This is a genomic window from Streptomyces sp. NPDC000404, assembly GCF_040300365.1.
Classification (GTDB): domain Bacteria; phylum Actinomycetota; class Actinomycetes; order Streptomycetales; family Streptomycetaceae; genus Streptomyces; species Streptomyces ramulosus.
Map to the genome: position 1 here is coordinate 374,797 of NZ_JBEPDN010000003.1, position 23,792 is coordinate 398,588.

At 73.1% G+C, this 23,792-nt stretch carries 21 protein-coding genes; 9 read left to right on the forward strand and 12 right to left on the reverse strand.

Annotation, left to right across the window (positions count from 1 at the left end):
• Window positions 1–483 precede the first annotated feature (483 nt).
• The 5 genes from ABT345_RS07585 to ABT345_RS07605 form a co-directional block, all read right to left on the reverse strand.
• A complete protein-coding gene (locus ABT345_RS07585) occupies window positions 484–882 on the reverse strand; it encodes a GntR family transcriptional regulator (RefSeq protein WP_345090380.1) in 399 nt (132 codons plus the stop codon).
• 181 nt (window positions 883–1,063) lie between these two features.
• Complete coding sequence (locus tag ABT345_RS07590) at window positions 1,064–2,089, reverse strand: ABC-2 membrane transporter-related protein (protein ID WP_345090383.1); 1,026 nt, start codon at window positions 2,087–2,089, stop codon at window positions 1,064–1,066.
• Window positions 2,086–3,015, reverse strand: coding sequence for an ABC transporter ATP-binding protein (locus ABT345_RS07595; protein WP_345090386.1), 930 nt, complete (start codon window positions 3,013–3,015; stop codon window positions 2,086–2,088). Before ABT345_RS07595 ends, ABT345_RS07590 begins: the two co-directional genes overlap by 4 nt.
• Window positions 3,016–3,192: 177 nt before the next feature.
• A complete protein-coding gene (locus ABT345_RS07600; protein WP_345090389.1) occupies window positions 3,193–3,717 on the reverse strand; it encodes a P-loop nucleotide/nucleoside kinase family protein in 525 nt (174 codons plus the stop codon).
• A gap of 205 nt (window positions 3,718–3,922) precedes the next feature.
• A complete protein-coding gene (locus ABT345_RS07605) occupies window positions 3,923–4,405 on the reverse strand; it encodes a GNAT family N-acetyltransferase (protein WP_345090786.1) in 483 nt (160 codons plus the stop codon).
• Window positions 4,406–4,561: 156 nt separating this feature from the next.
• Here ABT345_RS07605 and ABT345_RS07610 point away from each other — a divergent pair, with 156 nt between their 5' ends.
• Entirely contained in the window at window positions 4,562–5,365 is an 804-nt protein-coding gene (locus ABT345_RS07610) for an exodeoxyribonuclease III (protein ID WP_345090392.1), read from the forward strand.
• A 132-nt stretch (window positions 5,366–5,497) separates the two neighbouring features.
• On the opposite strand, the gene ABT345_RS07615 is transcribed toward ABT345_RS07610, so the two are convergent.
• Complete coding sequence (locus ABT345_RS07615; RefSeq protein ID WP_345090395.1) at window positions 5,498–5,737, reverse strand: DUF7848 domain-containing protein; 240 nt, start codon at window positions 5,735–5,737, stop codon at window positions 5,498–5,500.
• A gap of 307 nt (window positions 5,738–6,044) precedes the next feature.
• Here ABT345_RS07615 and ABT345_RS07620 point away from each other — a divergent pair, with 307 nt between their 5' ends.
• Window positions 6,045–6,800 carry a DUF5919 domain-containing protein gene (locus ABT345_RS07620; protein WP_345090397.1) on the forward strand — a complete coding sequence of 252 codons (756 nt, stop codon included), beginning with the start codon at window positions 6,045–6,047 and terminating at the stop codon, window positions 6,798–6,800.
• Window positions 6,793–7,260 (forward strand): NUDIX hydrolase, encoded by a 468-nt coding sequence (locus ABT345_RS07625; RefSeq protein WP_345090398.1) that lies wholly within the window; start codon window positions 6,793–6,795, stop codon window positions 7,258–7,260. Before ABT345_RS07620 ends, ABT345_RS07625 begins: the two co-directional genes overlap by 8 nt.
• A gap of 22 nt (window positions 7,261–7,282) precedes the next feature.
• Here ABT345_RS07625 and ABT345_RS07630 read toward each other — a convergent pair whose 3' ends face one another.
• Window positions 7,283–8,032, reverse strand: a complete 750-nt coding sequence (locus ABT345_RS07630) for a MerR family transcriptional regulator (RefSeq protein ID WP_345090789.1) — start codon at window positions 8,030–8,032, stop codon at window positions 7,283–7,285.
• Between the two features lie 213 nt (window positions 8,033–8,245).
• Here ABT345_RS07630 and ABT345_RS07635 point away from each other — a divergent pair, with 213 nt between their 5' ends.
• The 4 genes from ABT345_RS07635 (at window position 8,246) to ABT345_RS07650 (ending at window position 12,079) form a co-directional block, all read left to right on the forward strand.
• A complete protein-coding gene (locus tag ABT345_RS07635) occupies window positions 8,246–9,769 on the forward strand; it encodes a flavin-containing monooxygenase (protein WP_345090401.1) in 1,524 nt (507 codons plus the stop codon).
• On the forward strand, window positions 9,766–10,812 hold the full coding sequence (locus ABT345_RS07640; RefSeq protein ID WP_345090404.1) for an alpha/beta fold hydrolase: 1,047 nt from the start codon (window positions 9,766–9,768) through the stop codon (window positions 10,810–10,812). Before ABT345_RS07635 ends, ABT345_RS07640 begins: the two co-directional genes overlap by 4 nt.
• Entirely contained in the window at window positions 10,809–11,690 is an 882-nt protein-coding gene (locus tag ABT345_RS07645) for an SDR family oxidoreductase (RefSeq protein ID WP_345090407.1), read from the forward strand. Before ABT345_RS07640 ends, ABT345_RS07645 begins: the two co-directional genes overlap by 4 nt.
• Before the next feature lie 230 nt (window positions 11,691–11,920).
• Window positions 11,921–12,079: a hypothetical protein gene (locus ABT345_RS07650; RefSeq protein ID WP_345090410.1), complete on the forward strand. Its 159-nt coding sequence runs from the start codon at window positions 11,921–11,923 to the stop codon at window positions 12,077–12,079.
• A gap of 242 nt (window positions 12,080–12,321) precedes the next feature.
• Here the strand turns inward: ABT345_RS07650 and ABT345_RS07655 are convergent, their stop codons facing one another.
• A complete protein-coding gene (locus ABT345_RS07655; RefSeq protein ID WP_345090792.1) occupies window positions 12,322–15,663 on the reverse strand; it encodes a S41 family peptidase in 3,342 nt (1,113 codons plus the stop codon).
• A 415-nt stretch (window positions 15,664–16,078) separates the two neighbouring features.
• Between ABT345_RS07655 and ABT345_RS07660 the strand changes: the two genes are divergently transcribed.
• Window positions 16,079–17,314 (forward strand): serine hydrolase domain-containing protein, encoded by a 1,236-nt coding sequence (locus tag ABT345_RS07660; RefSeq protein ID WP_345090413.1) that lies wholly within the window; start codon window positions 16,079–16,081, stop codon window positions 17,312–17,314.
• Between the two features lie 51 nt (window positions 17,315–17,365).
• Here ABT345_RS07660 and ABT345_RS07665 read toward each other — a convergent pair whose 3' ends face one another.
• Window positions 17,366–18,214: an EamA family transporter gene (locus ABT345_RS07665; RefSeq protein ID WP_345090416.1), complete on the reverse strand. Its 849-nt coding sequence runs from the start codon at window positions 18,212–18,214 to the stop codon at window positions 17,366–17,368.
• 304 nt (window positions 18,215–18,518) lie between these two features.
• A complete protein-coding gene (locus tag ABT345_RS07670) occupies window positions 18,519–20,165 on the reverse strand; it encodes a penicillin-binding transpeptidase domain-containing protein (RefSeq protein ID WP_345090419.1) in 1,647 nt (548 codons plus the stop codon).
• A gap of 228 nt (window positions 20,166–20,393) precedes the next feature.
• On the opposite strand from ABT345_RS07670, the gene ABT345_RS07675 reads away from it, so the two are divergent.
• Window positions 20,394–21,299: an alpha/beta fold hydrolase gene (locus ABT345_RS07675; RefSeq protein WP_345090421.1), complete on the forward strand. Its 906-nt coding sequence runs from the start codon at window positions 20,394–20,396 to the stop codon at window positions 21,297–21,299.
• Window positions 21,300–21,364: 65 nt separating this feature from the next.
• Here the strand turns inward: ABT345_RS07675 and ABT345_RS07680 are convergent, their stop codons facing one another.
• Together ABT345_RS07680 and ABT345_RS07685 are read right to left on the reverse strand one after the other, a co-directional pair.
• Window positions 21,365–23,101, reverse strand: coding sequence for a dolichyl-phosphate-mannose--protein mannosyltransferase (locus tag ABT345_RS07680; protein ID WP_345090424.1), 1,737 nt, complete (start codon window positions 23,099–23,101; stop codon window positions 21,365–21,367).
• A gap of 79 nt (window positions 23,102–23,180) precedes the next feature.
• A complete protein-coding gene (locus ABT345_RS07685) occupies window positions 23,181–23,417 on the reverse strand; it encodes a hypothetical protein (RefSeq protein ID WP_345090427.1) in 237 nt (78 codons plus the stop codon).
• Window positions 23,418–23,792: the final 375 nt, after the last annotated feature.

Genomic DNA, 23,792 nt, shown 5'->3' on the forward strand with positions numbered 1-23,792 from the left:
GCGGAGCCCCGACAGCGCGCGCAGAACTCCGGCACCACAGCGCCCCGGCAGCCTCACGAGAGCTTCAGCACCACGAGCCTCCGGCGGCACCGCCCATCAGCAGTGCCACGGACGCCCCGGCAGCACGGGACTCCCGGCAGTGCGGGACTCCCGGCAGTGCGGGACTCCCGGCGGCGCGGGCCCCCGGAGGAGAGGGGAAACCCGACGGCATGGGAAGCCCCGACGTCACGGGAAGCACCAGCCACGCGGGTCCCGGCGGCACGGTCCCCGGCAGCGAGGGAAGCCCCGACGTCGCGGCAGCACGACAAGCCCAGTGGCCCAGCAGCCCCAACAGGCCCCCGGCAGCAGGACTCCCGGCAGTATGGGCCCCCGACGTCGAGAGAAGCCCGACAGCGAGGGAAGCCCAGCAGCACGCCAGTCCCAGCAGCCCCCCGGAAGCTGGCAGCCAGCAGCCGGAAAGCCCCCCGGCCCCCCCGGCCCCCGTCAGCCCCCCTCCGGATACGTCTCCTGCAGCACGGAGTTGAACTCCGCCTGGGTGTCCTCGCGGGTGAGGCCGGTGGTGCGGGCCCGGGTCATCCAGGCGCGGAGTTCCTCGCGGAGTTGGGTGTCGGCGGCGGATTCCGGGCGGGCCAGGGTGCGGCTGACGAAGGTGCCGAGGCCGGGGCGCGGCTCGACCAGGCCTTCGCGCTCCAGCTCGCGGTAGGCCTTCAGCGTGGTGTTCGGATTGACCTTGGTGGTGGCCGCGACCTGCGCCGCCGTGGGCAGCCGGTCGCCCTCGACCAGGATGCCCAGCCGCAGCGCCTGCTGGACCTGCTGGACGATCTGGAGGTAGGTGGCCACGCCACTGCGCCGGTCGATCCGGAACTCGACCACGCTCACCACCTCTCCGACTCTTCCACCCGTCGCGGCCCGGCGGCCCCGTGCGGGCCCGGCCGCCCCCACCGCCACCGTAGGCCGTGGGAGCCGGACTCCGTACGGTCCGACCGATTGATGATGGTGCGGCCACTACCGGCTGTCAAAGCGCGGCACGGCTGGTGACCGGGGGCGACGGGCCGGTCGGCGCTCAGAGCGGCCGCCGGTGGGCGCGCCAGGCCACGAAGGCGAGGATCAGCACGCTCGCCGCCAGCAGGATGAGCGAACCCCGCCACTGCATGCCCGCCATCTGGTCGAAGGCGAAGTAGTCGGTGACCTCCTGGGTGATGCCCATCTTGGCCCGGCACGCGTCGATGGCGGCTTCGCTGGGCTCGTCGATGCAGGTGCCGATGCCGTAGAGCTTGCCGTCGGCGGTGGCGATCCAGTTGTCCATGTAGATGGAGTCCGCCGCGATCGACGGGGTCTGTTCGAGCGGGGCGAACGCGTGCCGCAGCGGGGCCAGGTGCTCGGTGAGGCGGCTCCAGTTGATGCTGAACACGCCCATGAAGACGACGAGGGCGACCATCGCGGTGAGCATCCGCTTGAGGAGCATGCCGAGGGTGATGCCGCAGACCGCGTAGAAGAGCGCCATGGCCGGCAGCATCGGGCCGGTGACGTCGAACGGGCCGCTCATCAGCCAGTCGCCCTGGAACGCGATGCTGCGGGCCGGGAGCCACATCCACCGGTACGTCATCGACAGCGCGGTGGTGCAGAGCACGACGACGGTCAGCGGCAGCGCGAGCGTGGCGGCGATCCACCGGCCGCGGCTGACGGACTGCGTGGCGACCAGCCGGATCGTGCCGTGCTCCTGCTCCCCGGCGATCAGCGGGGCGCCGAGGAAGAGACCGATGAGCGCGGGCAGGAACTGCAGCAGCATGGCGCCGCCGCGGAAGGCTGGGCCGAACTCCTCGCCGAACTTCACGGTCGTCTTCTCGCCGGCCCGGGAGCCGTACTGCTGGACGAAGTCGACCACGGCGAAGTGCTGGTACGCGAAGTACGCCGAGAGCAGCACGGTGATGATCAGGCCTGTGGCCAGGGCCGTGCGGTGGCGGCGCCAGACCAGCCAGGGCAGGCCGTGCAGCAGCCCGCCCCGGGCGCGTCCGGTGGTGGTGTCGCTCATGTCGGGGGTGTGTTCCTCGTGGCGGGGGCGGTGCTCCGCCCGGATGTCGGTGGTCATGCCGCACGTCCGGCGGCCGGGCCGTCGAGGCGGGCCTCGTCCGCGATCAAGGTGGGCGCCTGCGGCGACCGCAGATACGCCAGCAGGACCTCCTCCAGGCCCGGCACCTGCACGTCCCAGCTGTCGGAGAGCGGGCCGCCGGGGCGCACCAGGGCGGTGAACTGCCGCCCGGTGACCTTGGATTCGACGACGGTGTGGTGGCGCGACAGCTCGTCCGGGAGGCCGTTGCCGGCGGCCATGCCGGTGACCAGGGAGTGCGCGGGGACCAGTTCGTCGGTCGGGCCGCCCATCCGGAGCCGGCCCTCGGAGAGGACGAGGAGGAAGTCGCACATGTCCTCCATCTCGGAGAGCATGTGGGACGACATCAGGACGGTCGTGCCGTGCTCGGCGGCCTCGGCCATCAGCAGCCCGGCCATCTCGTGGCGGGCCAGCGGGTCCAGGTCGGCCATCGGCTCGTCGAGCAGCAGCAGATCGGGCCGCTTGCCGAAGGCCAGCGCGAAGGCGACGCGGGTGCGTTGGCCGCCGGAGAGGGTGCCGACCTTGGCGGTGAACGGGACGTTGCCGGACTTCACGATCCGCTCGGCCAGGGCCTGGTCCCAGTCCGGGTTCAGCTCGCGGCCCATCCGCAGCGTCTCGGCCACCGTGAAGCGCGGGTAGAGCGGCTTGTCCTGGGCGAGGAACGCGAACCGCTTCAAGGCCGCCGGGTCGGAGACCGGCACCCCGAACAGCCGCAGCGAGCCGGTGGACGGCTGCACCAGCCGCGTCGCGGTCCCCAGGAAGGTGCTCTTGCCGGCGCCGTTGGGCCCGACCAGCGCGCAGATACGCCCCGCCGGGATCCGGAACGAGCAGTCCTGCAGCGCCCAGCCGCGGCGGTACTTCTTCCCCAGGCCGTCGGCCTCGATCGCCCATGGGCTCTGGTCGCGCACCCGGCTCACCCCTTTAGCTAGTTGATTAGTGGAATGAGTATGGAGAGGTCGGCGGAGACCTGTCAAACAGGAGGAGGCGCCCGGCGGGAGGGTACGGAAACGCCGCCCGGGGCGGGGCGCGGACGCATGCGGGAGCGCGGGGCCTCGCGGGCGACCTGGAGCGCGGGGCTCACACCGTCAGGTGAACGACGGCCACCGGTCGGCGGCCCACGCCCGCCAGTCCGCCCAGCCGGGGGGCGGGCCGGCGGCCCCACGGCCTGCCAGCTCCGCCGCGTCGGGCTCCTCGAAGCGCGCCCGCCCGTGCCGGATGTCGGCCTCGGTCAGCGGGAGCGTCTCCTCGGGGGCGGTGGCCCGGCGGCGGGCGATCCGGGCGCGTTGGGTCTCCTCGTCCACCGGGAGGTAGACCATGCGGAAGCGCGCGCCCTCGGCCCTGGCCAGCCAGCGGATCGCGGACCGTTCGTCCCGGGACCAGCAGCCGTAATCCACCACCACGCCGGTGCCCAGCCCGACCGCGTCCAAGGCGAGCCGGAGCATGCGCCCCTCCAGCACATCGCGCTTCCCGTCCGGCTCCGCCGTGCCGAACAGGGGAATCATCCAGTCGTCGGGCGTCAGGCGCAGCGCGCCGTGCTCCTCGGCGAGCTGCCGGGCCCTCGTGGTCTTCCCCGCCCCCGGCAGGCCGACCATCAGGAACAACGTGGTCACACCCGGATCGTGTCAGGGAAACCGGGCGGACGGCCACCGCTTCGTCCACCTGATCACGGTCGGCGTCGCAGGCGGACCGAGGCCACCGCGGCGGTGCCGTGGGAGGCCCTAGTACGGGGGAGCCCCGCAGGAGGGTGCCCCGGGGCGGCCTCTTCGGCACCGGGCGGCTCCGGAGGGAAAGGCCGGGCCGGAGCGGCCCGTGCCGCTACGCCAGCGCCTTCCGCATGCACCGGCTGTCGTCGTACGTCCGGAACTCCCCGAACTTCTCCGGTTCGGGGACCATCAGATATCCGCAGGACGCGTACAGGGACAGCGCCTCCGGCTGTTCGGTGCCGGTCTCCAGCACCATCCGGGTGCGGCCCGCCGCCCGGGCGTCGGCCTCCAGGGCGGCCAGGATGCGCCGGGCCAGACCGCGGCCCCGGGCCTCCTCGATCACGAACATCCGCTTGATCTCGGCGTCTCCGGCGGCGTACCCCTTGGCGGTGTCCTCCTCGGTCCGCCAGCCGCCGGTGGCCACCGGGCGGTCGCCGTCGTAGGCGAGCAGGTACGTGCCGCGCGGCGGGACGAACATCGCGGCGTCGAGCGGTGTGAAGTCCGTCTCGCCGTAGCGGCGGACGTACTCCTGCTGCACCAGCGCGTCGAGGACCACCGCGTCGGGGTGGTCGTAGCGAACGGGACGTATCTCCACACCGGTCTCCATTCCGGAAAGCGTACGGCGCACCCGCCGGACCGGGCGAGCGGCTTTGCGGGCGGGCCCGGTGGGCCGGTTATCGTGCCGGGGTGCTCACCGTGACGGGGAACGCGTGGGACTGCTGCCGCCGCTTGCGAACCTGAGGAGCCCGCCTTGCTCACCGTGACCACCGTGAACGTGAACGGTCTGCGCGCCGCCGCCAAGAAGGGCTTCGTGCCGTGGCTGGCGGAGACCGCCGCGGACGTGCTGTGCCTTCAGGAGGTCCGCGCGGAGACCGCCCAGATCCCGGCGGAGGTCCGCGAGCCGGAGGGCTGGCACACCGTGCACGCCCCGGCCGAGGCGAAGGGGCGCGCGGGGGTGTCGCTCTACACGCGGCGCGAGCCGGACGCCGTACGGGTCGGCTTCGGCTCGGCGGAGTTCGACGCGAGCGGCCGCTACGTCGAGGCCGATCTGCCCGGTGTGACGGTGGCCTCGCTCTACCTGCCGTCCGGCGAGGTCGGCACGGAGCGCCAGGACGAGAAGGAGCGCTTCCTGGCGGAATTCCTGCCGTACCTCACCGACCTGCGCGCCCGTGCGGCGGCGGACGGGCGTGAGGTGCTGGTCTGCGGCGACTGGAACATCGCCCATCAGGAAGCCGACCTGAAGAACTGGAAGGCCAACCGGAAGAAGTCCGGCTTCCTCCCCGAGGAGCGCGCCTGGCTGACCGAGGTGCTGTCGGAGTCCGCCGGCGGCTACGTCGACGTCGTCCGCGCCCTGCACCCGGACACCGACGGCCCGTACTCCTGGTGGTCCTACCGCGGCCGCGCCTTCGACACCGACGCGGGCTGGCGCATCGACTACCACATGGCCACCCCGGGCCTCGCCCGCCGCGCGACCAAGGCGTTCGTGGAACGCGCGGAGAGCTATGACACGCGGTGGAGCGATCATGCGCCGGTGACGGCCGTATTTGACGTGTAGCGGGTAGCAGGCAGCCCCGTCCGGCGTGGTCATCCTCACCGTCGCCGGACGGGGCTTCTGTACCCCTGAACCGCTTACGCCGACTCGGCCGCCATCCCTCTCGTAGGAGAGGCCGGGGCGGGAATCTCGGTACTAGACGTCGTGCTGCGTCACCTCTGCGTAGTCGACGAACTCACGCCGGTACCGGCTGTGACCGGTCTCCCTCGTGTGCTCACGCATCCAGACCTCGACAGGATGCGGGGTGAGCCACTCGTCCGATGACTGTTCGCACTCCTTCTCGTCCCCTGACACGCAGAACGCCGAGTAGGTCGGCTCAGCGGCCAGGTCCTGCTTGATGGTGAACGGTACGAAGCGGTACGCGGTACGGGTCACTTCCCCACCCCTGTGTGCGGATGCCGGCGCATCTCGACGTTCCGGTCCGAGACCTTGGACATGTCACCCCGTGCCCGCGCATCGTCCCGTTGCCGGCTCAGCGCGTCACACACCGCGCATCCGGCGACAGGGGCGGGAGCAAGGGCGGGCAAGGGCAGATGGACCGGGGGCGTCATGGTTCTCGTCTGCTGATCGTTCATGGTCCAACCGTTTCGCCTCGTGAGGGGCGTTTCCACTCCGTACGGGGACCGTTGAGTACGGAGAACGTCTACCGTGGAATTCGTCCCTAACGTCCTGGGGAGAAGCCTTGAACGAAGCGTTGCGGCGCGCCATGGCTCAAGCGCATGTCACGGACCGCCAGTTGGCCGAGCGGTGCGGTGTGGACATCAAGACCGTTGGCCGGTGGATCACCGAGACCGGCAGAGTGCCCCGTGCACGGCATCGCTGGATCACCTGTGAGGTGCTTGGAGAGGGGGAGTCCGTGTTGTGGCCGGCAGCAGCGAAGAAGGCGGTCAAGATTGGCCCTGACCGCGAGGTGGTCTCGGTGTATCCGTACCGCTCCGGGTGTCCCGCGTCCCTGTGGCGGTCATTGATCACCAATGCGGAGCGTGAGCTGACCTTCGCCGGATACACCAACTACTTCTTCTGGCTTGAGCAGTCCCGGTTCGGGACCGCATTACGCCGAAAGGCGGCGCAAGGATGTCGGGTCCGGTTCCTCATCGGTGACCCGGACAGTGAGTTGACTCGTTCTCGGGAAAAAGAGGAGGGCGTAGCGCTCAATCTCTCCACCCGTATCCGTGTCACTCTCTCCGAGCTGGACAAGATCAGGTCTCAGTCGGGGATCGAAGCCCGGTTCAGTGGCGGTCACGCGTACCTGTCCATCTTCCGTTTCGACCACGACATGATCGCCACTCCACTCCTGACGCATCGCGTCGGGCATGATGCACCGACGCTTCATCTGCGCCGCTACCAAGATGACGGCATGTTCGACCGCTTCGCTTCACACGTTGAGGAACTGTGGAGCAACGGCACGCCCGTATGGGGAGACGCAAGCGATGGCTAGGCGCGACTACGAGAACGAGCCGAACGCCCCGGAAGCCAACAGCTTGGTGCCGGCCGCCTCGGTGGTCGTCGTGGATGAGGCCGGGCGCATTCTGCTCCAACGGCGCGTGGACAACGGCATGTGGGCTTTGCCGGGTGGAGCCATGAATTTCGGTGAATCGCTCCCCGAGTGTGCGGTACGGGAAACCCGTGAAGAGACCGGAATCGACATTGAGTTGACGGGAATTATCGGCACCTACACCAATCCCGGGCATGTGTTTGCCTATGACGATGGGGAGGTGCGCCAAGAGTTCTCGATCTGTTTTCTTGGCCGACCGGTCGGGGGGACGCCGGCTGTATCGGATGAGTCCACGGCCGTACGCTGGTTCGCTCCGGAGGAAGTTGACGGACTGCCAATGGTGCCCAGCATCCGTAAACGCGTGGACGATTGGCGGCAGGGGAACATCCCGGCTCTGCGCTGAGCGGCGGCGGCTCGGCGCCCGGCTAAGCGCCTCCCTCGCCCTCCGCCCGTTCCCCGTCCCCGCCCCCCGCCTCCCCCCGCATCCAACTGTCCAGCTCCGCGCGGACGCGGCGGTCCATCGCCATGGTGATCTCCGCGTCGATGACGGCCTGGAAGACGGGGTGGAGTTCCTCGATGGTGGCGGCGAGGTGGTCGATGTCCTGCGGGGCGGGGGGCGTGCCGGTCGGCGGGTCGACGAGGTGGGTGCGGATCAGGGTCGTCGCGATGGCGGCGACGGCGTCGGCGTGGGTGCGTACGGCGCGGCCCGCCTCCAGGACGGCGGCGAGCGGGATGCCCCGGGCGACGAGGGCGGTGGAGGCGTCCAGGAGGCGGCGGCTGGTGTGGACGACCTCGTCGCCGTCGACGGCGAGATAGCCGATGTCGAGGGAGGCGGCGAGGTTCTCCGCGGTGACGTCGCCGCTGAAGTGGTCGGCCAGCTCCTCGGGGGTGAGGCGGACGGGGGTCTCGTCGGACCAGGGGGTCACGAACGTCGAGTCCAGGCCCAGGAGTTCGCCGACGTCGCGGCCGCTCTCGAAGGCGGCGAGGAGTTCGGTGATGCCGCCGAGGGTGTGGCCGCGCTCCAGGAGGGCGGCGATGGAGCGGAGCCGGGCGAGGTGGTGCTCGTTGTACCAGGCGATACGGCCCTCGCGGCGCGGCGGCGGGATCAGCTTGCGTTCGCGGTAGAAGCGCAGCGTCCGGACGGTGATACCGGCTTCGGCGGCCAGCTCCGTCATCCGGAACTCGCGCTGCTTGGGCTGGTCGTTCGGGTTCTCGTTCGCGGCCACCCGGTCACCTTATGTGCGGCGCGGCCGGCGGCCCGGGGTGCGACCGCCGGTAACTTCCCTGTGCGCGGCCTCTACCGCTCGGTACGGAGCTGCCTTACGCTCCAACCGTGCCAGTGATTGCTGGCGCGATTGGTGGTGTCGGTGGTCCGGGGAGGCGGTGGCATGTCCGAGCGGGAACACGTGCGGGTGGCGGTGATCGGATCGGGGTTCGGCGGTCTGGGGGCGGCCGTGCGGCTGCGCCGGGAGGGGATCACCGACTTCGTGGTCCTGGAGCGCGCCGGGTCGGTGGGCGGCACCTGGCGCGACAACAGCTATCCGGGGTGCGCCTGCGACGTGCCCTCGCACCTCTACTCGTTCTCCTTCGCCCCCAACCCCCGCTGGCCGCGGAACTTCTCCGGGCAGCCGCACATCCGCGCCTATCTGGAGCATGTCGCGGACACCTTCGGGCTCCGCCCCCACCTGCGCTTCCACGCCGAGGTGGAGCACGCGCGGTGGGACGGCGACGCGCTGCGCTGGGAGATCGAGACGGCCCGCGGACCGCTCACCGCCGACGTCCTCGTCTCGGCGACCGGGCCGCTCTCCGACCCGAAGATCCCCGACGTCCCGGGCCTCGCCACCTTCCCCGGCAAGGTCTTCCACTCCGCCCGCTGGGACCACGACTACGACCTGCGCGGCAAGCGCGTCGCCATGATCGGCACCGGCGCCTCCGCCATCCAGATCGTCCCGGCGATCCAGCCCGAGGTCGGCCGCCTCAGCCTCTTCCAGCGCACCCCCGCCTGGGTGCTGCCGCGCGCCGACCGGAAGATCACCGGGCTGGAGCGCTGGCTGCATGCCACGGTGCCCGCCACCCGCGCCGCCCGCCGCGGCATCCTCTGGGGCATCCGGGAACTCCAGGTCAGCGCCTTCACCAAGCGGCCGAACGAACTCGGTCTGGTCGAAGCCGTCGGCCGCGCGCACATGCGGCTGGCGGTCAAGGACCCCGCGCTGCGCGCCAAGCTCACGCCCGACTACCGCATCGGCTGCAAGCGCATCCTGCTGTCCAACAGCTACTACCCGGCGCTCACCAAGCCGAATGTCGACGTGATCGCCGCCGGGCTGCGGGAGGTCGACGGCGCCACCCTGATCGGCTCGGACGGCAGCCGCACCGAGGCCGACGCGATCGTCTTCGGCACCGGATTCCACGTCACCGACATGCCGATCGCCGAGCGCGTCACCGGCGCCGACGGCATCACCCTCGCCGAACGCTGGAAGGACGGCATGGAGTCGCTGCGCGGCGGCAGCGCCGACGGGTTCCCCAACTTCCTCACCCTCATCGGCCCCAACACCGGCCTGGGCAACAGCTCGATGATCCTGATGATCGAGTCCCAGCTGAACTATCTCGCCGACTACCTGCACCAACTCGACGTCCTCGGCGGCGAGATCGCGCTCGACGCCCGCCCCGAGGCGGTGGCCGCCTGGAGCGACCACATGCAGCGGCGGATGCGGCGCACCGTGTGGACCACCGGCGGCTGCGACAGCTGGTACCTCGACGCCAACGGCCGCAACACCACCGCCTGGCCCGGCACCACCGCCGAGTTCCGGCGCGAGACCCGCCGGGTCGACCTGGCCGAGTACGCCCTGCTGCGCCCGCCGGCCGGCCGCCGCACCCCCGCCCCCGCCGCCCGCACCGAGGAGGCCGCCGTATGAAGCGCCCCGGACACGTCACCAGCGGACCGTACGCCCCGCCGTCGCCCCGCCAAACGCTGCACGTCGTCTCCGGCGGCGCGCGGCTGCACACCGAGATCCACGGGCCCGAGGACGCCCCGGCCGTCGTCCTCGCCCACGGCTGGACCTGCTCCACCGCCTTCTGGGCGCCGGTCGTCCGCGACCTCGCCGCCGACCACCGCGTCATCGTCTACGACCAGCGCGGACACGGCCGCAGCCCGGCCCCCGGGCCCGGCGGCTACAGCACCACCGCCCTCGCCGACGACCTGATCGCCGTCCTTGCGGCGACGCTGGCCCCGGGCGAACGCGCCGTCGTCGGCGGCCACTCCATGGGCGGCATGACGATCATGGCCGCGGCCGACCGCCCCGCACTGCGCGACCGGGCCGCCGCCGCCCTGCTGTGCAGCACCGGCGCCGCCGACCTCTCCGCCGAATCGCGGGTCATCCCGCTGCGCACCCCGGAGGGCCGCCGCCGGGCGCACCGGCTGATGCTCGGCTCCCGGGCGCCGCTCGGTCCCGTCAGCCCGGTGACGAGGGCGGCCCTGAAGTACGCCACGATGGGCGCCGGTTCCTCCCCCGAACAGGTCGAGGCGTGCGCCCGGATCGTCCACGCCTGCCCGGCCGGCGTCCGCGCCCACTGGGGACACGTGCTGTACGGGCTCGAACTCACCGGCGGCGCCGCGCGGTTGGCCGTACCGACGGAGGTCGTGGTCGGCACCGCGGACCGGCTCACCCCGGTGGTGCACGCGCGACGGCTGGCGTCCGTCCTGCCCGACTGCCGCCGCCTGACGGAGCTGCCGGGCCTGGGACACATGACCCCGCTGGAGGACCCGGGCGCGGTGGCGGCCCGGCTGCGCGCGCTGGTGGCCGAACATCTGACGGCGGAGCCCGGGGGATCTGTCAGGGAGCCTTCCGGAGAGAAAGCCGGGGAGCCCGGGGAATCCCTCAGGGAGCCTTCCGGAGAGAAGGCAGGCGACACCGCGTCGCGGCGTAAGGGCGGAAAGACGAAGGGGGAAGCGGCATGAGCGGGCGCGACGGGCTTCAGGGGCAGGTCGTGGTGGTCACCGGGGCGGCGCGCGGGGTGGGTGAGCTGCTGGCCCGCAAACTGTCGGCGCGCGGCGCCACCCTCGCGCTGGTCGGTCTGGAGCCGGACGCGCTGCGCGAGGTCGCGCTCTCGCTGCGCGGCCCGGCCCACCACTGGTACGCCGATGTCACCGACCACACCGCGATGGCGCGGGTCGCCGCCGAGGTGAAGGAGCGGTTCGGGAAGGTCGACGCGGTCGTCGCCAACGCCGGGGTGGCGACCGGCGGCCCGTTCGCCGACTCCGATCCGGACGCGTGGCGGCGGGTCATCGAGGTCAACCTCATCGGCGGCGCGGTCACCGCCCGCGCCTTCCTGCCCGTCCTCACCGAGTCGCGCGGCTACTTCCTCCAGATCGCCTCGCTCGCCGCGCTCACCCCGGCGCCGATGATGACGGCGTACTGCGCTTCCAAGTCCGGCGTCGAGGCGTTCGCGCACAGCCTGCGCGGCGAGGTCGGCCACAAGGGCGTACGGGTTGGTGTCGCCTATCTGAGCTGGACCGATACGGACATGGTGCGCGGCGCCGACCAGGACGACATCATGCGGGAGCTGCGCTCGCGGCTGCCCTGGCCGTCGAACAAGACGTATCCGCTGGGGCCCGCCGTCGACCGGATCGCGGACGGCGTCGAGCGGCGCTCCGCGCACGTCTACGGCCAGTGGTGGCTGCGCGGGATGCAGTCGGTCCGCGGCTACCTGCCCGCCCTGATCGGCACGGTCGGGCAGCGGGAGATGCGGCGGTTCGGGGACCGGCTCGACGGGATGGACGTCGGGCTGGTCGGCGCCGGCGGCGAGGCGGACGAGAAGGCGCGGGCCGGGCGGTGACGCGGGCCGGGCGGTGACGTGCGGCGGGTGACGGGCCGCGGGGCCGGGTGCCGGACCTGCCCGGCCGCGGCCTTCCCGGCCCCGGCCCGGCGGTCAACCAACCGGCCGCGCCGCCCCGTTGATCACGCAGCCGTCCGCCCGCCGCACACCGGTTGATCGAAATGCGGGTGCCCACGGTGCGTGCAAGGCTGGTCGCGTCCGGCACCCGACAGTGGACGGGAGTGAACAGCATGGGGCTCAGGGAGCAGTTCCAGGCCAAGGCCGAACAACTGGCACAGCGGGCGCGCGCGGAGGCCGACGCGGAGGCGGCCCGGCGCGGCGCGGGGACCACCGACGGGCCGGGCGAGCCCGAGAGCGGCACCGAACCGACGGAGCCCACCGGGTACTGACCCCGGCGGCCCGCCCCGTATGCGCAAGGCGCACCCGGACCACACACCAGGTGCGCCTTCCGCATGTACGGCCGCCCGGGGCCGGGCCCCCGGCTCACCCGGCGCGGCGGCAGCTGGGGCCGGGCCCTGGGCGGCTCACCCGGCCCGTCGGCAGCCCCGACGCCGAGCCCGCACGCCCGCACCGTCCCGGCTCCCGGCGGCAGCCCCGCCCGTACGCTCCCGCCCCGCCCCGCCCAGGGCCCTCACCGCGGCGGCAGCTCCGGGCGCCGCAGATCGGGCGCCTCCGAGAGATCGGGGGGCGTGGCCGCCGGGTGGCGGTCGAGGAGTTCCAGGGCGGTGCGGACGGCGACGCCGAGCTGCGGGTGGCGGTTCTCGGCCCAGTCCAGGGGGGAGCGCAGCGCCTCGATGTCGGGTTCGACGCCGTGGTTCTCCACGCCCCAGCCGTACACCTTGAACCACGCCGCGTTCATCGGCACCGTGATCGTCGTCCCGTCGCCGAGCCGGTGCCGCCCGGTCATCCCGACCACGCCGCCCCAGGTGCGCATGCCCACCACCGGGCCGATGCCCTGGAGCTTGAACGCCGCGGTGATCATGTCGCCGTCGGACGAGGTCATCTCGTCGGCGACCGCCACGACCGGCCCGCGCGGCGCATTCTGCGTGTACGAGACGGGCTGCGCGTCGCGGGTGAGGTCCCAGCCCATGATGGTGCGGGTCAGCTTCTCGATGACCAGCTCGGAGATGTTGCCGCCGGCGTTGCCGCGGACGTCGACGATGAGCGCCGGGCGCGACACCTCCATCCGCAGATCGCGGTTGAACTGCGCCCAGCCCGAGCCGCCCATGTCCGGGATGTGGAGATAGCCGCACCGGCCGTCGCTCAGCTCCCGGACCACCGCCCGGCGCCGCTGCACCCAGTCCTGGTAGCGCAGCGGCCGCTCGTCGACCAGCGGCACCACCGCCACCCGGCGCGCGGGCCCGGTCCCCTCCGCCGGGGCGAACGTCAGCTCCACCGTCGTCCCGCCCGCCGCCGACAGCAGCGGCGAGGGACCTGCCACCGGATCGACCCGGCGGCCGTCGATGTGCGTCAGCGCCGCGCCCTCCCGGATGCCGGTACCGGCCAGCGGCGAGCGGGCCTTGGAGTCCGACGACTCGCCCGGCAGGATCCGCTTGAGCACCCAACGCCCCTCGCGCGGCACGAAGTTGGCGCCCAGCAGGCCCATCGCCCGCTGGTAGTGCGGCGGGCCCTCGTTGCGCCGCGCCCCGACGACGTACGCATGCGAGGTGCCCAGCTCACCCAGGACCTCCCGCAGCAGATCGGCGAACTCGTCCGGGGTGGCGACGCGGTCCAGCAGCGGACGGTACTGCGCGAGCACCGCGTCCCAGTCGATGCCGGACATCCCCGGGTCCCAGAAGTACGCCCGGACGATCCGGCCCGCCTCCTCGTACGCCTGCCGCCACTCCGCCTCCGGGTGCACCTCGTGGAGGATGCGCCGCAGATCGAGATGGACCGTCGAGTCGCTGTCGGCCTGTTCGGTGGCGGGCACGGCCCGCAGGTCGCCCTCGTCGTTGACGACCAGCCGGGTGCCGTCGCCGCTGAGCGCGAACCGGTCGAGCGCGGAGGTCAGTTCGGTGCGCCGCGCCTTGACCAGGTCGAAGTGTTCGAGGGTGGGCTGGCCCGAGGTGTTGTCCGGGTTGGCGAACGTCTCGCCGAGCGCCCCGGAGATCGGCCAGCGCAGCCACACCAGACCGCCGCCCGCGACCGGCCGCAGCGAGGAGTACTTGGACGCGGCGACCGGGAACGGCGTGACCCGGTCGGGCAGCCCCTCCACCTCGATCAGCACCGGGCCCTCGGACAGCGGCGGGTTCTCCTCCGGATCGAGCCCGCCGGCGGCCGGCCGGCCCTCCGGCGACAGCGCGAACGGCGACGGCGTCGCGGACGACAGCGGGACCAGGTGCGGGCGGCAGCCCAGCGGGAACGACAGATCGCCGGTGTGCACGTCGTAGACCGGGTCGAAGCCGCGCCAGGACAGGAACGCCAGATAGCGGCCGTCGCGGGTGAAGACCGGCTGCTCGTCCTCGAACCGGCCGTTGGTGACGTCCACGATCATCCGGTCGGCGAGCCGGGCCATCTTGATCTGCCGCAGCGACCGGCCGATCCCCGGATGTGACCAGGTCAGCCACCGCGAGTCCGGCGAGAACGCCAGATCGCGCACCGGACCGTTCGCCGACCGGATCAACTCGGCGACCTCGTCGGGGAGTTGACGCTCGGCCGAGGAGTCGTCGCCCTCCACCCCGGACTCTTCCTCCGCCTCGCGGTCCTCGGGCCGCCGCACGTCGACCAGCAGCAGCCGGCCGTCGTGGGCGGCCACCGCCAGCCGGGTGCCGTCCGGCGACGCCACCGTCTCCTGGACCATGCCCAGCCGCCCCGCCGCCAGCCGCCGCGGCTCGCCCGCCCCGCTGGCCCGCGGCAGCCCGGCGATCTCGACGGCGTCCGCGCCCTCCGCGTCGGTGATGTACGCGATCCGGCCGGTGTCGCCCAGCATCTCCGGCAGCCGCACCCGCACGCCCGGCACATCGTGCAGGGCGCGCGCCGGACCGTCGCGGTGGGTGAGCCAGTACAGGCTGCCGCGCACGCCGATCGCGCTGGCCCGGCCGGTGGTGTCCACCGCCAGCGAGGTGACGTTGGAGGCGGTCGGCACCTGGTACGTCCGGCGCCCGGTGCGCGGCCCGCCGACCCGGACCGTCAGCTTCCGGGGCCGGGCGCCGGGCGCGAGGTCGTCGACCAGCCAGAGGTCACCGGCGCACTGGTAGACGATGCGGGAGCCGTCGGTCGAGGCGTGCCGGGCGTAGAAGTCGTCGTGGTCGGTGTGGCGGCGCAGGTCGGAGCCGTCCGGCAGACAGGAGTAGACGTTGCCGACACCCTCGTGGTCGGAGAGGAACGCGATCCGCCCGCCGGTGAACATCACCGCGTCCAGATGGCCCCGCAGCTTCGGCAGCAACCGGGTGCCGTGCAGCCACATCCGGCCCATCGCACCGCCCCGGTACCGCTTCCACGACGCCGGCTCGTGCGGCGGCTTCCCGCTGAGCAGCAGGGTGCGCCGCTCCCCGGCCAGATCGGCGACGGCGATGTCGGACACCGGACCCCACGGCAGCCGCGCACCGGGCCCGCCGTCCACGGGCAGCCGGTAGGCCCACGAGTAGTACGAGAACGGCTGGCCGTGCGAGGCGACCGCCAGGATGTGGGAGACGCCGTCCTGGTCCGGCGGCGTCCAGCCGCAGACCCGGGCATCCGTGCTGGCCCAGTACGTCAGCCGCCGCGCGGGACCGCCCTCGGCCGGGACGAGGTGCACCTCCGGGTCGAGGGAGCGCCAGGTGGTGAAGGCGATGTGGCGGCCGTCGGGGGAGAAGCGGGGATGGCCCACCCGGGTGCGGTCGACGGTCAGCCGCCGGGCGCGCTCCGGCTCGGTGCCCTCCGGCACGAGGGGCGCGACCCACAGGTCGTCCTCGGCGGTGAAGCAGAGCAGATCGCCGTTCAGATGCGGATACCGCAGGTAGGACGCGGCCGGTGGGCCCGGCGGCGCCGGCATCCGGCGCAGCCTTCCGGGCGGTGCGGCGGGATCCGGCTCCGGGTGCGGCCCGACGGCCTCGCGTGCGTCGCTCACCCGTCTCATCGTTCCGCCGCCACCGCCGGGCGGCAACTCGGCGGGCGGGTACGGCGGGCCGGGCGGGCCATCGGGACGTCTCCGCCCAAGCCGGGCGGACCGTCGGCCGGTTCGCCCGGCCTGCGCGGGGGCCGCACCGCGGCGCCGAGCTGAGGCGTACCCACCGTCCGGTACGGCCGCGCCGGTTCGGCCGCGTCCGGCGCCCGCGGGGCCGGCCGACGCGGGGCCGCGGCGCTGTGACGAAGCCCACGCCGCACCGGCCCCGGTCATGAGCACCGCTTCGCGCGAGGCACCATTGAAGGGTCACCAAAGCGACGGAACAGTGGGAAGCGGGAAACACGTGGTGGACGTCCAGGGCAGGGTCGAGGACGGCTTCGAGCCGGTCCGGGACGCTTTCACGGCCAACTTCACCCACCGCGGCGAGCGCGGCGCCGCCGTCGCCGTCTACCGCGACGGCCGCAAGGTCGTCGACCTCTGGGCCGGTACGAAGCACGGCGACGGCGGCGACGACCTCGGCCCCGCCGCCGACGGCCGCCCCGACGCGCCCTGGGAGGAAGGCACCGCCCAGGTCGTCCGCTCCGCCACCAAGGGCGTCGCCGCCGTCGTCCCGCTCCTCCTCCACCAGCGCGGACTCCTCGATCTGGACGCACCGGTCGGTACGTACTGGCCGGAGTTCAAGGCCGCGGGCAAGGACCGCGTCCTCGTCCGCCATCTGCTCTCGCACCGCGCCGGACTGCCCGTCCTCGACACCCCGCTCACCCCCGAGCAGGCCGTCGACGGCGTCAGCGGCCCCGCCGCGCTCGCCGCGCAGGCCCCCGCCTGGACGCCCGGCACCGACCACGGCTACCACGCGCAGACCTACAGCTGGCTGCTGGCCGAACTCGTCCTGCGGGTCACCGGACGCACCATCGGCGCCTGGATCGCCGACGAGATCGCGGGCCCCCTCGGCCTCGACCTCTGGCTCGGTCTGCCGCCCGGTCAGCAGGCCCGCGCCGGGCGCCTCGCCGAGGCCCCGGCGCCCGAGCAGGACCCCGCGGGCGGCCTGCGGGTGCGCCCCAAGCGGTCGGTCACCGAGGCCTACCGCGACCCGGCGTCCCTCACCAGCCGCGCCTTCGCCGCCATCACCCCGGCGCCCGACGAGAACGCCCCGGCCTACCGCGCCGCCCAGCTGCCCGCCTCCGCCGGCATCGCCACCGCCCGCTCGCTGGCCCGCGCCTACGCCGCGCTCATCGGCCCGGTCGACGCCGACGGCACCGGCGCGCCCGAGGGCCACCCGCGCCTCTTCGCACCCGCCACGCTGACCCTGGCCCGCACCGAGGAGTCCGCGGGCCCGGACCGCACGCTCGTCGTGAACACCCGCTTCGGCCTGGGCTTCATGCTGCACAGCGCGGCCTCGCCGCTGCTGGCGCCCGGCTCGTTCGGCCACCCCGGGCGCGGCGGCGCGCTCGCCTTCGCCGACCCCGAGTCGGGCCTCGCCCTCGGGTACGTCACCAACGGCATGCAGCGCGGCGTCACCGCCGACCCCCGCGCCCAGGCCCTCGTCCGCGCCCTGGCCGCCTCCGCACCCGTCCGCTGAACGGCGCAGGGAGCCCCGGCCGCGCCGGAGCCCCCTGATGGTGCCGGTGGGTCAGCTGTGCAGCATCAGCCCGATGCCGACCACCATCAGCCCGGCGGCCGCGATCCGCGGGGCGCCGAAGCGCTCCTTGAAGAACAGCGCGCCGATGGCCGCGCCGACGATGATCGACGACTCCCGCAGCGCCGCGATCGGCGCCAGCGCCGCCTGCGTCTGCGCCCACAGCACCAGCCCGTACGCGAACACCGACAGCACCCCGCCGGCCGCCCCGCGCAGCGCGAACGGCTTGAGCTGCACGAGGAGTTGGCGCCGCCGCACGACCAGCGCCCAGAGCGGGATGGCGATGCCCTCCAGCAGCATCAGCCAGGCGATGTAGCCGAGCGAGGAGCCCGACGCCCGGACGCCGAGCCCGTCGACGGTGGTGTACGAGGCGATGGACAGGCCGGTGGCGAGCGCTGCGAGGAGCGCCGGCCACTGCGGGCGCGCCCCCGAGCCGCGCAGCCCCCACAGGGCGACGCCGAGCAGTCCGGCCGAGGCCAGCGCGACCCCGGCGAGCGCCCAGGGCCCGGGCACCTCGCCGACGAAGAGCGCCGCGAGGACGGTGACGACCAGCGGCGCGGTGCCGCGGGCGATCGGATACATCTGCCCGAACTCGCCCAGCCGGAACGACTGCATGAGCAGCGCCTGGTAGACGACGTGCAGCACGGCGGAGCCGATGAGGTAGGGCCAGGCGGCGGCCGCGGGGAGCGGGGTGAACGGGAGGAGGACCAGGCCGCAGACGGCACCGGCGCCGCCGACCAGGGTGAAGGCGAGGAGTTGGTCGCGTATGCCGTGGGCGATGGCGTTCCAACTGGCGTGGGTGACCGCGGCGATGAGCACGGCCACGACGACGAGGGGCGTCATGCGGTGGGCTCGGGGTTCGCCGCGGGTGCGGTGGCGCGGCGCCGGCGGATGAGGGCGGCCCGGCGGGCACGCGCCCGATCGGCCGCGGGACGGGGGAGGTTGGGCGGGAAGGCGCTCATGCCCCGCACGCTAGCGAAGGGCGTACGGGCCACGCGATGAAAAGGTGAGCAGTCTCTCACCGGCCGGCCACGAGGTGTATGCCGGACGGCCTCTTCCCGGCCACCATCCGTTCACTTTCCGGGTGCAACGCGACCGCCCCGCACCGCCGGAGGGCGGTACGGGGCGGTCGCGGTACGCGGGATGCTCAGCCGGCGGAGAGCAGGGCGCGGACCACCGGGCCCGCGTTGTCGCCGCCGTGGCCGCTGGCCGGGACGAGCGCCGCCGCGGCCATGTCGTTGCGGTACGCGGTGAACCAGGCGTTCGGCTTCTTCTGGTTGTCGACCTCGGCCGAGCCGGTCTTCGCGCCGATGTCACCGCTGAGCCCGGCCATCGGCTTGACCGCCGTACCGGCCACCGCGGTGGTGCGCATCAGCGACTTCAGCGCCGAGGCGGTCCCCGGCTTCATCCGGCGCGCCGCGGTCGCCAGCTTCCGGTGGTCGACGTCGGGGGAGACGATGTACGGCTGGCGGAAGACACCGGCCTGCGCGGTCGCGGCGAGCGAGGCGACGTTCAGCGGGTTCATCCGCACCCCGCCCTGACCGATCAGGGACGCGCCCATCTGCGCGCCGTCCTGCACTGGCACCGTGCCGTCGAAGGTCGGGATGCCGGTCTGCCAGTTGAGGCCGATCCCGAAGACGTCCCGCGCCTCGACCGTCAGATCGTCGTTGTTGAGGTTCTTCGCCTCGCCGATGAAGGCGTTGTTGCAGGACGCGGCGAAGCTCTGCGCGAAGGTGCCGTGCGGGATCTCGCTCATCTTGTCGTTGTGGAACTTCCAGCCCGCGACCTTCGTGTACTTCGGGCACGGGTGCTGCTTGCCCGGCGAGGTCAGGCCCTTGTCCATCAGCAGCGCGGCGGTGACGATCTTCATCGTGGAGCCCGGTGCCAGCGAGCCGCCGGTGGCGACGTTGAAGCCCTTGGCGGGGGAGTGGGCGAGCGCGAGGATCTCGCCGGTGCTGGGCTTGAGCGCGACGGCGGAGGCGTTCTTGCGGGCGTCGACCTGCTGCTGCGCGATCGTCTGGAGCTTGAGGTCCAGCGTGGTCTTCAAGGTGCCCGGGGTGCCCTTGCTGAGGACCTTCAGCGGGGTGTCGGGCTTGGGCTTCTTGCCGTCCGCGGCGTGGCGGACGGCCAGCTCTATCCCGGGCGTCCCGCCCGCCTTGCCGCCGAACTTGTCCTGCAGGCTCTCCAGCACCCCGGCCAGCTCCGGGTGGTCCTTGGCGGTCAGCGGCTTGCCGTTGCGGTCCACGGCGTTGATCGGCGCCGTGCCGGAGGGCCCGGTGCGCAGCGTGTCGCCCTTGGTGAGCGAGGGGTGCAGCACGGCGAGGTTCCAGTTGACCCGGGGCTCACCGGTGGCGCCGTCGCGCCGCACGTGCAGCGCGGAGGTGTAGGAGTACGGCGCCTGGTGGCCCTGGTAGGAGATCTGCGCGTTGACGGTGTACGGCACCTTGTCGCCGTTGGGGGCGCCGGCCTTGACGGTGACCCGGCTGAAGTGGGCCTCCTTGGCGAAGGCGGCGAGCGCGGTCTTCGCGGCGGCCGGATCGTCGGTCAGCTCCGCCGCCTTCGCGGCGTCGGCGGACTGCCAGGCGGCCAGGAAGTCCCGGGACGTGGTGGCGATCTCCTGCGCGGACGCCGGCCCGGCCTTCGTCCCGGAGCCGCCGTTCTTGGCGTCGGCGGCCGTCACCCCCTGCGCGTTTGAACCGTCCGAACCGCCGCCGAACAGCGCGAACCCGCCGACCACCCCGGCGACCAGCGCCGCGGATCCGCCGATCAGCCCGTACTTCACCTCACGGCGCATGCGACCGTTCCCCTCCCGATGCCTCACCCCGCTCAGCCGGGGCCTGGTGCGCACTCTATGGGACGGCGGAAACCCGGAGAGTGCCGGTCCGTCTCGATCCGGGCACGGTCGGATGAACGCTCCGGTGCGGGGCGCGTTCCCTGTTGTAAAGGGGCACTTTGGGTCCGCCGTCACCACCCGCCGCAAAACCGGATGCGCCCCGCCTCGCCCCCGGCCGAGGATGACGCCATGACCGCACGCCCCGCGCCCCCGGCACCCGTAGGAAACCCCGCCCGCACCGGTACGGACCGGCTGCCCGACGGGCGGCTGCTCGGCTGGGCGGAGTGGGGGCCGGCGGACGGGCGGCCCGTGGTGCTGTGTCCGGGCGCCGCCACCAGCCGGTGGCTGGGGTTCGGCGCGGACGTCGTCGACGGGCTCGGCGTCCGCCTCGTCTCCGTCGACCGCCCCGGTCTCGGCGCCTCCAGCCCGGCGCCCGGCCGCACCCTCACCGGCTTCGCCGCCGACCTGGCGGCGCTGTGCCGGGCCCGCGGCCTGGGCCGCCCGGCCGTCGTCGGCAACTCCCAGGGCGCGCCGTTCGCCCTCGCCTGCGCCGTCGCGGGCGTCGCCGGATCCCTCGCCCTGGTCTCCGCCGCGGACGAGGTCGCCACCGCGGACGGCCTCGACGCCGGGCTACGGGACCTGGTCGCGCTGACCGCCCGCGACCCGGCCGCCGCCGAGGAGTTCTTCGCCGCCTTCACCGCCGCGGCGATGCGGGAGATGGTCCTGGCCACCAGCCCCGCCTGCGACCGCGCCGTCTACGAGACCGAGGCCTTCGCCGCCGCCTACCGCCGCGCCCTCGACGAGGGCTTCGCCCAGGGCGCGGCCGGCTACGCCCGCGACACCGTCCTCGCCATGTCCCGCTGGCCCCTCGACCTCGCCGCGATCACCGTCCCCACCGACATCTGGTACGGCACCGAGGACACCACCCACTCCCCGGACCACGGCGCCCGCCTGACCGCCCGCATCCCCGGCGCCCGCCGCCACCTCGTCCCGGACGCGGGCGGGGCGCTGCTGTGGACCCACGCCGCGCGGATCCTGACGACGACGGCGGAGCGCACGGAGACGGCCACCGGAAGCCCGGCCCGCCGGAGCTGACCCCGGTCGGCCCTGCTTTCCCAGGCTCCCGCCGGGACAGCCTTCCCGTCGGCGGAGGAACGGCCTCACACCCAGCTGTCGAACCACATCCGCCGGTGCCAGTCCGATTTCGGAATCGGGAGACCTGTGTAAATCGGGTAAAAGTAAATGAAGTTCCACACGATGAGCAGGACGAGGACGCCCGCGCCGACCGCGCCGACGGTGCGGCGGCGCTCCGTGGAGCCGGGCGGGCCGATGATCGCGCCGATCATCATCGCCAGCGCCAGGCAGAGGAACGGGATGAACACCACGGCGTAGAAGAGGAAGATCGTCCTCTCCTGGTAGAGGAACCACGGCAGATAGCCGGCGGCCACCCCGCAGGCGATCGCGCCCGCGCGCCAGTCGCGCTTGAAGACCCAGCGGTAGAGGACGTACAGGAGCGCGAAGCACGCGGCCCACCACAGCAGCGGGGTGCCGATCGCCAGGACCTCGCGGGCGCAGCCCTCCGCCGCGGTGCAGCCGTCGTGTCCGGCCTTCGGGTCCTCGTAGAAGTACGAGACCGGGCGGCCCAGGACCAGCCAGCTCCACGGGTTGGACTGGTAGGTGTGCGGGGTCGTCAGGCCGGTGTGGAAGGCGTAGACCTCGGTCTGGTAGTGCCACAGGCTGCGCAGCCAGTCCGGCAGCCAGGTCCAGGCGCCGGTGCGGCCCTCGGGGGTCGTCGCCCACTCGCGGTAGTAGCCGCCCTTGGTGGCGAACCACCCCGACCAGGACGCCAGATACGTCGCGACCGCCACGACGACCGTCGCGCCGAACGCCGGCACCACATCGCGCCGCAGCACCGACCGCACCGGGCGCCGCGCCCCGGCGGTGCGGCGCGCCCCGATGTCCCACACCACCGACATCAGCGCGAACGCGGCGAGGAAGTACAGGCCGTTCCACTTCGTCGCCGACGCCAGGCCCAGGCAGATCCCGGCGGTGATCCGCCAGGGCCGCCAGCCCAGCCGCAGCCGATCGCCGACCGAGCCGTCCGGATGCGCCAGCCCCTCCGCGTCGACGGGCAGCGCCGCCGCCAACCGGGCCCGGGTGCGGTCCCGGTCCAGCAGCAGCGCGCCGAACGCGGCGACCACCCAGAACATCACGATGAGGTCCAGCAGCGCGGTCCGGCTCATCACGAAGTGCAGCCCGTCGACGGCGAGCAGCGCGCCGGCCAGGCAGCCCAGCGCCGTCGACCGCAGCAACCGCCGCCCGATCCGGCAGATGAGGAACACCGACAGCGTGCCGAGCAGCGCCACCGTGAACCGCCAGCCGAACGGATTCATCCCGAACGCCCACTCACCGACGGCGATCAGCCACTTCCCCATCGGGGGATGGACCACGTACGACGGGTCGGAGTTCAGCAGGATCCGCGCGGGATGGCCGACCAGCGCGTCGTTGGCGTTCTTGTCCCAGGTGCCCTCGTAGCCGAACTGCAGCAGCGACCAGGCGTCCTTCGGGTAGTACGTCTCGTCGAATATCACCTTGTCCGGGCTGCCCAGGTGCCAGAACCGCAGCACCCCGGCGAACACCGTCACCAGCAGCGGCCAGAGCCACCCGGAGGCGCGGGCCAGCCGCGCCGCGAGCGCCGGGCGCGCGCCGCACAGCTCCCACAGCCGGGTGCCGGGCTCCGGGAAGGCGGGCACCAGCCGGGTGCGGACATCGGGCCGGGGGCCGTCCGCGTGGCCGAAGCGGCGCAGCCTGCGCTGCCACGCGGGCGGCCGCCGGTCGGGCTGGTCGGCGCTGCGGGCTACGGCGTCGGTCGCGGTGTCACTGGTCACCCGGCCCATCGTAGGGAAGCGGGCTGTGGACGGCGGGGTACGCCGCAGGGGTGCGTGACGAGGGCGTCGTCACTTACGGGGGAGGTCGTCACTTACGGGCGAGCCGGACACCCTCCGGAGCCGGCTCCACACGGAAGCCGGCCGCCACCTCCGCGAGGGGGCGCTCCCGGAACTCGTCGGGGATCTCCAGCTCCGCCACCCGCTGCTCGCCTGGGTGTGCCGAGGACGGGGACGGCAGGAGCTCCGGGCGTACCTCCGCGCCGTCCCGCAGCTCCGCCATGGCGATGATCGTTCCGTCCGGTTCGTAGAGTGCTTTGATGCGCATGGGAATTCCTCGCATCAGCTGATGGCCACGATGTTGAAGACGAATTCGGAGTCGTCCTGCTCCGAGGTCGCGATGACCCCCCAGCCGGTGTACGGCGCGGTGTTGTGTCGTATGCCGCGTACTCGGCGGTGTACCGCAGGTAGGGGTGGGCGCCCGTGAACGGGGTGTGGGTCAGCGCCGGCCGGATGAAGGCGTTGCTGGTGGACGGTCCTTGGTAGTAGTAGCCGAACCAGGCCTGTTGGCCTTTGGCCAGGAAGAGGCGGCCGGTACTCATGAGACTGATGTTGGCCATGATCCTTCCCCGGGTTCGCTTCTGAGGTGTCCCTTTCATTTTCCGGCCGCCACCGCCCTCCGGCATTTCTGCGCGGAGGCGCC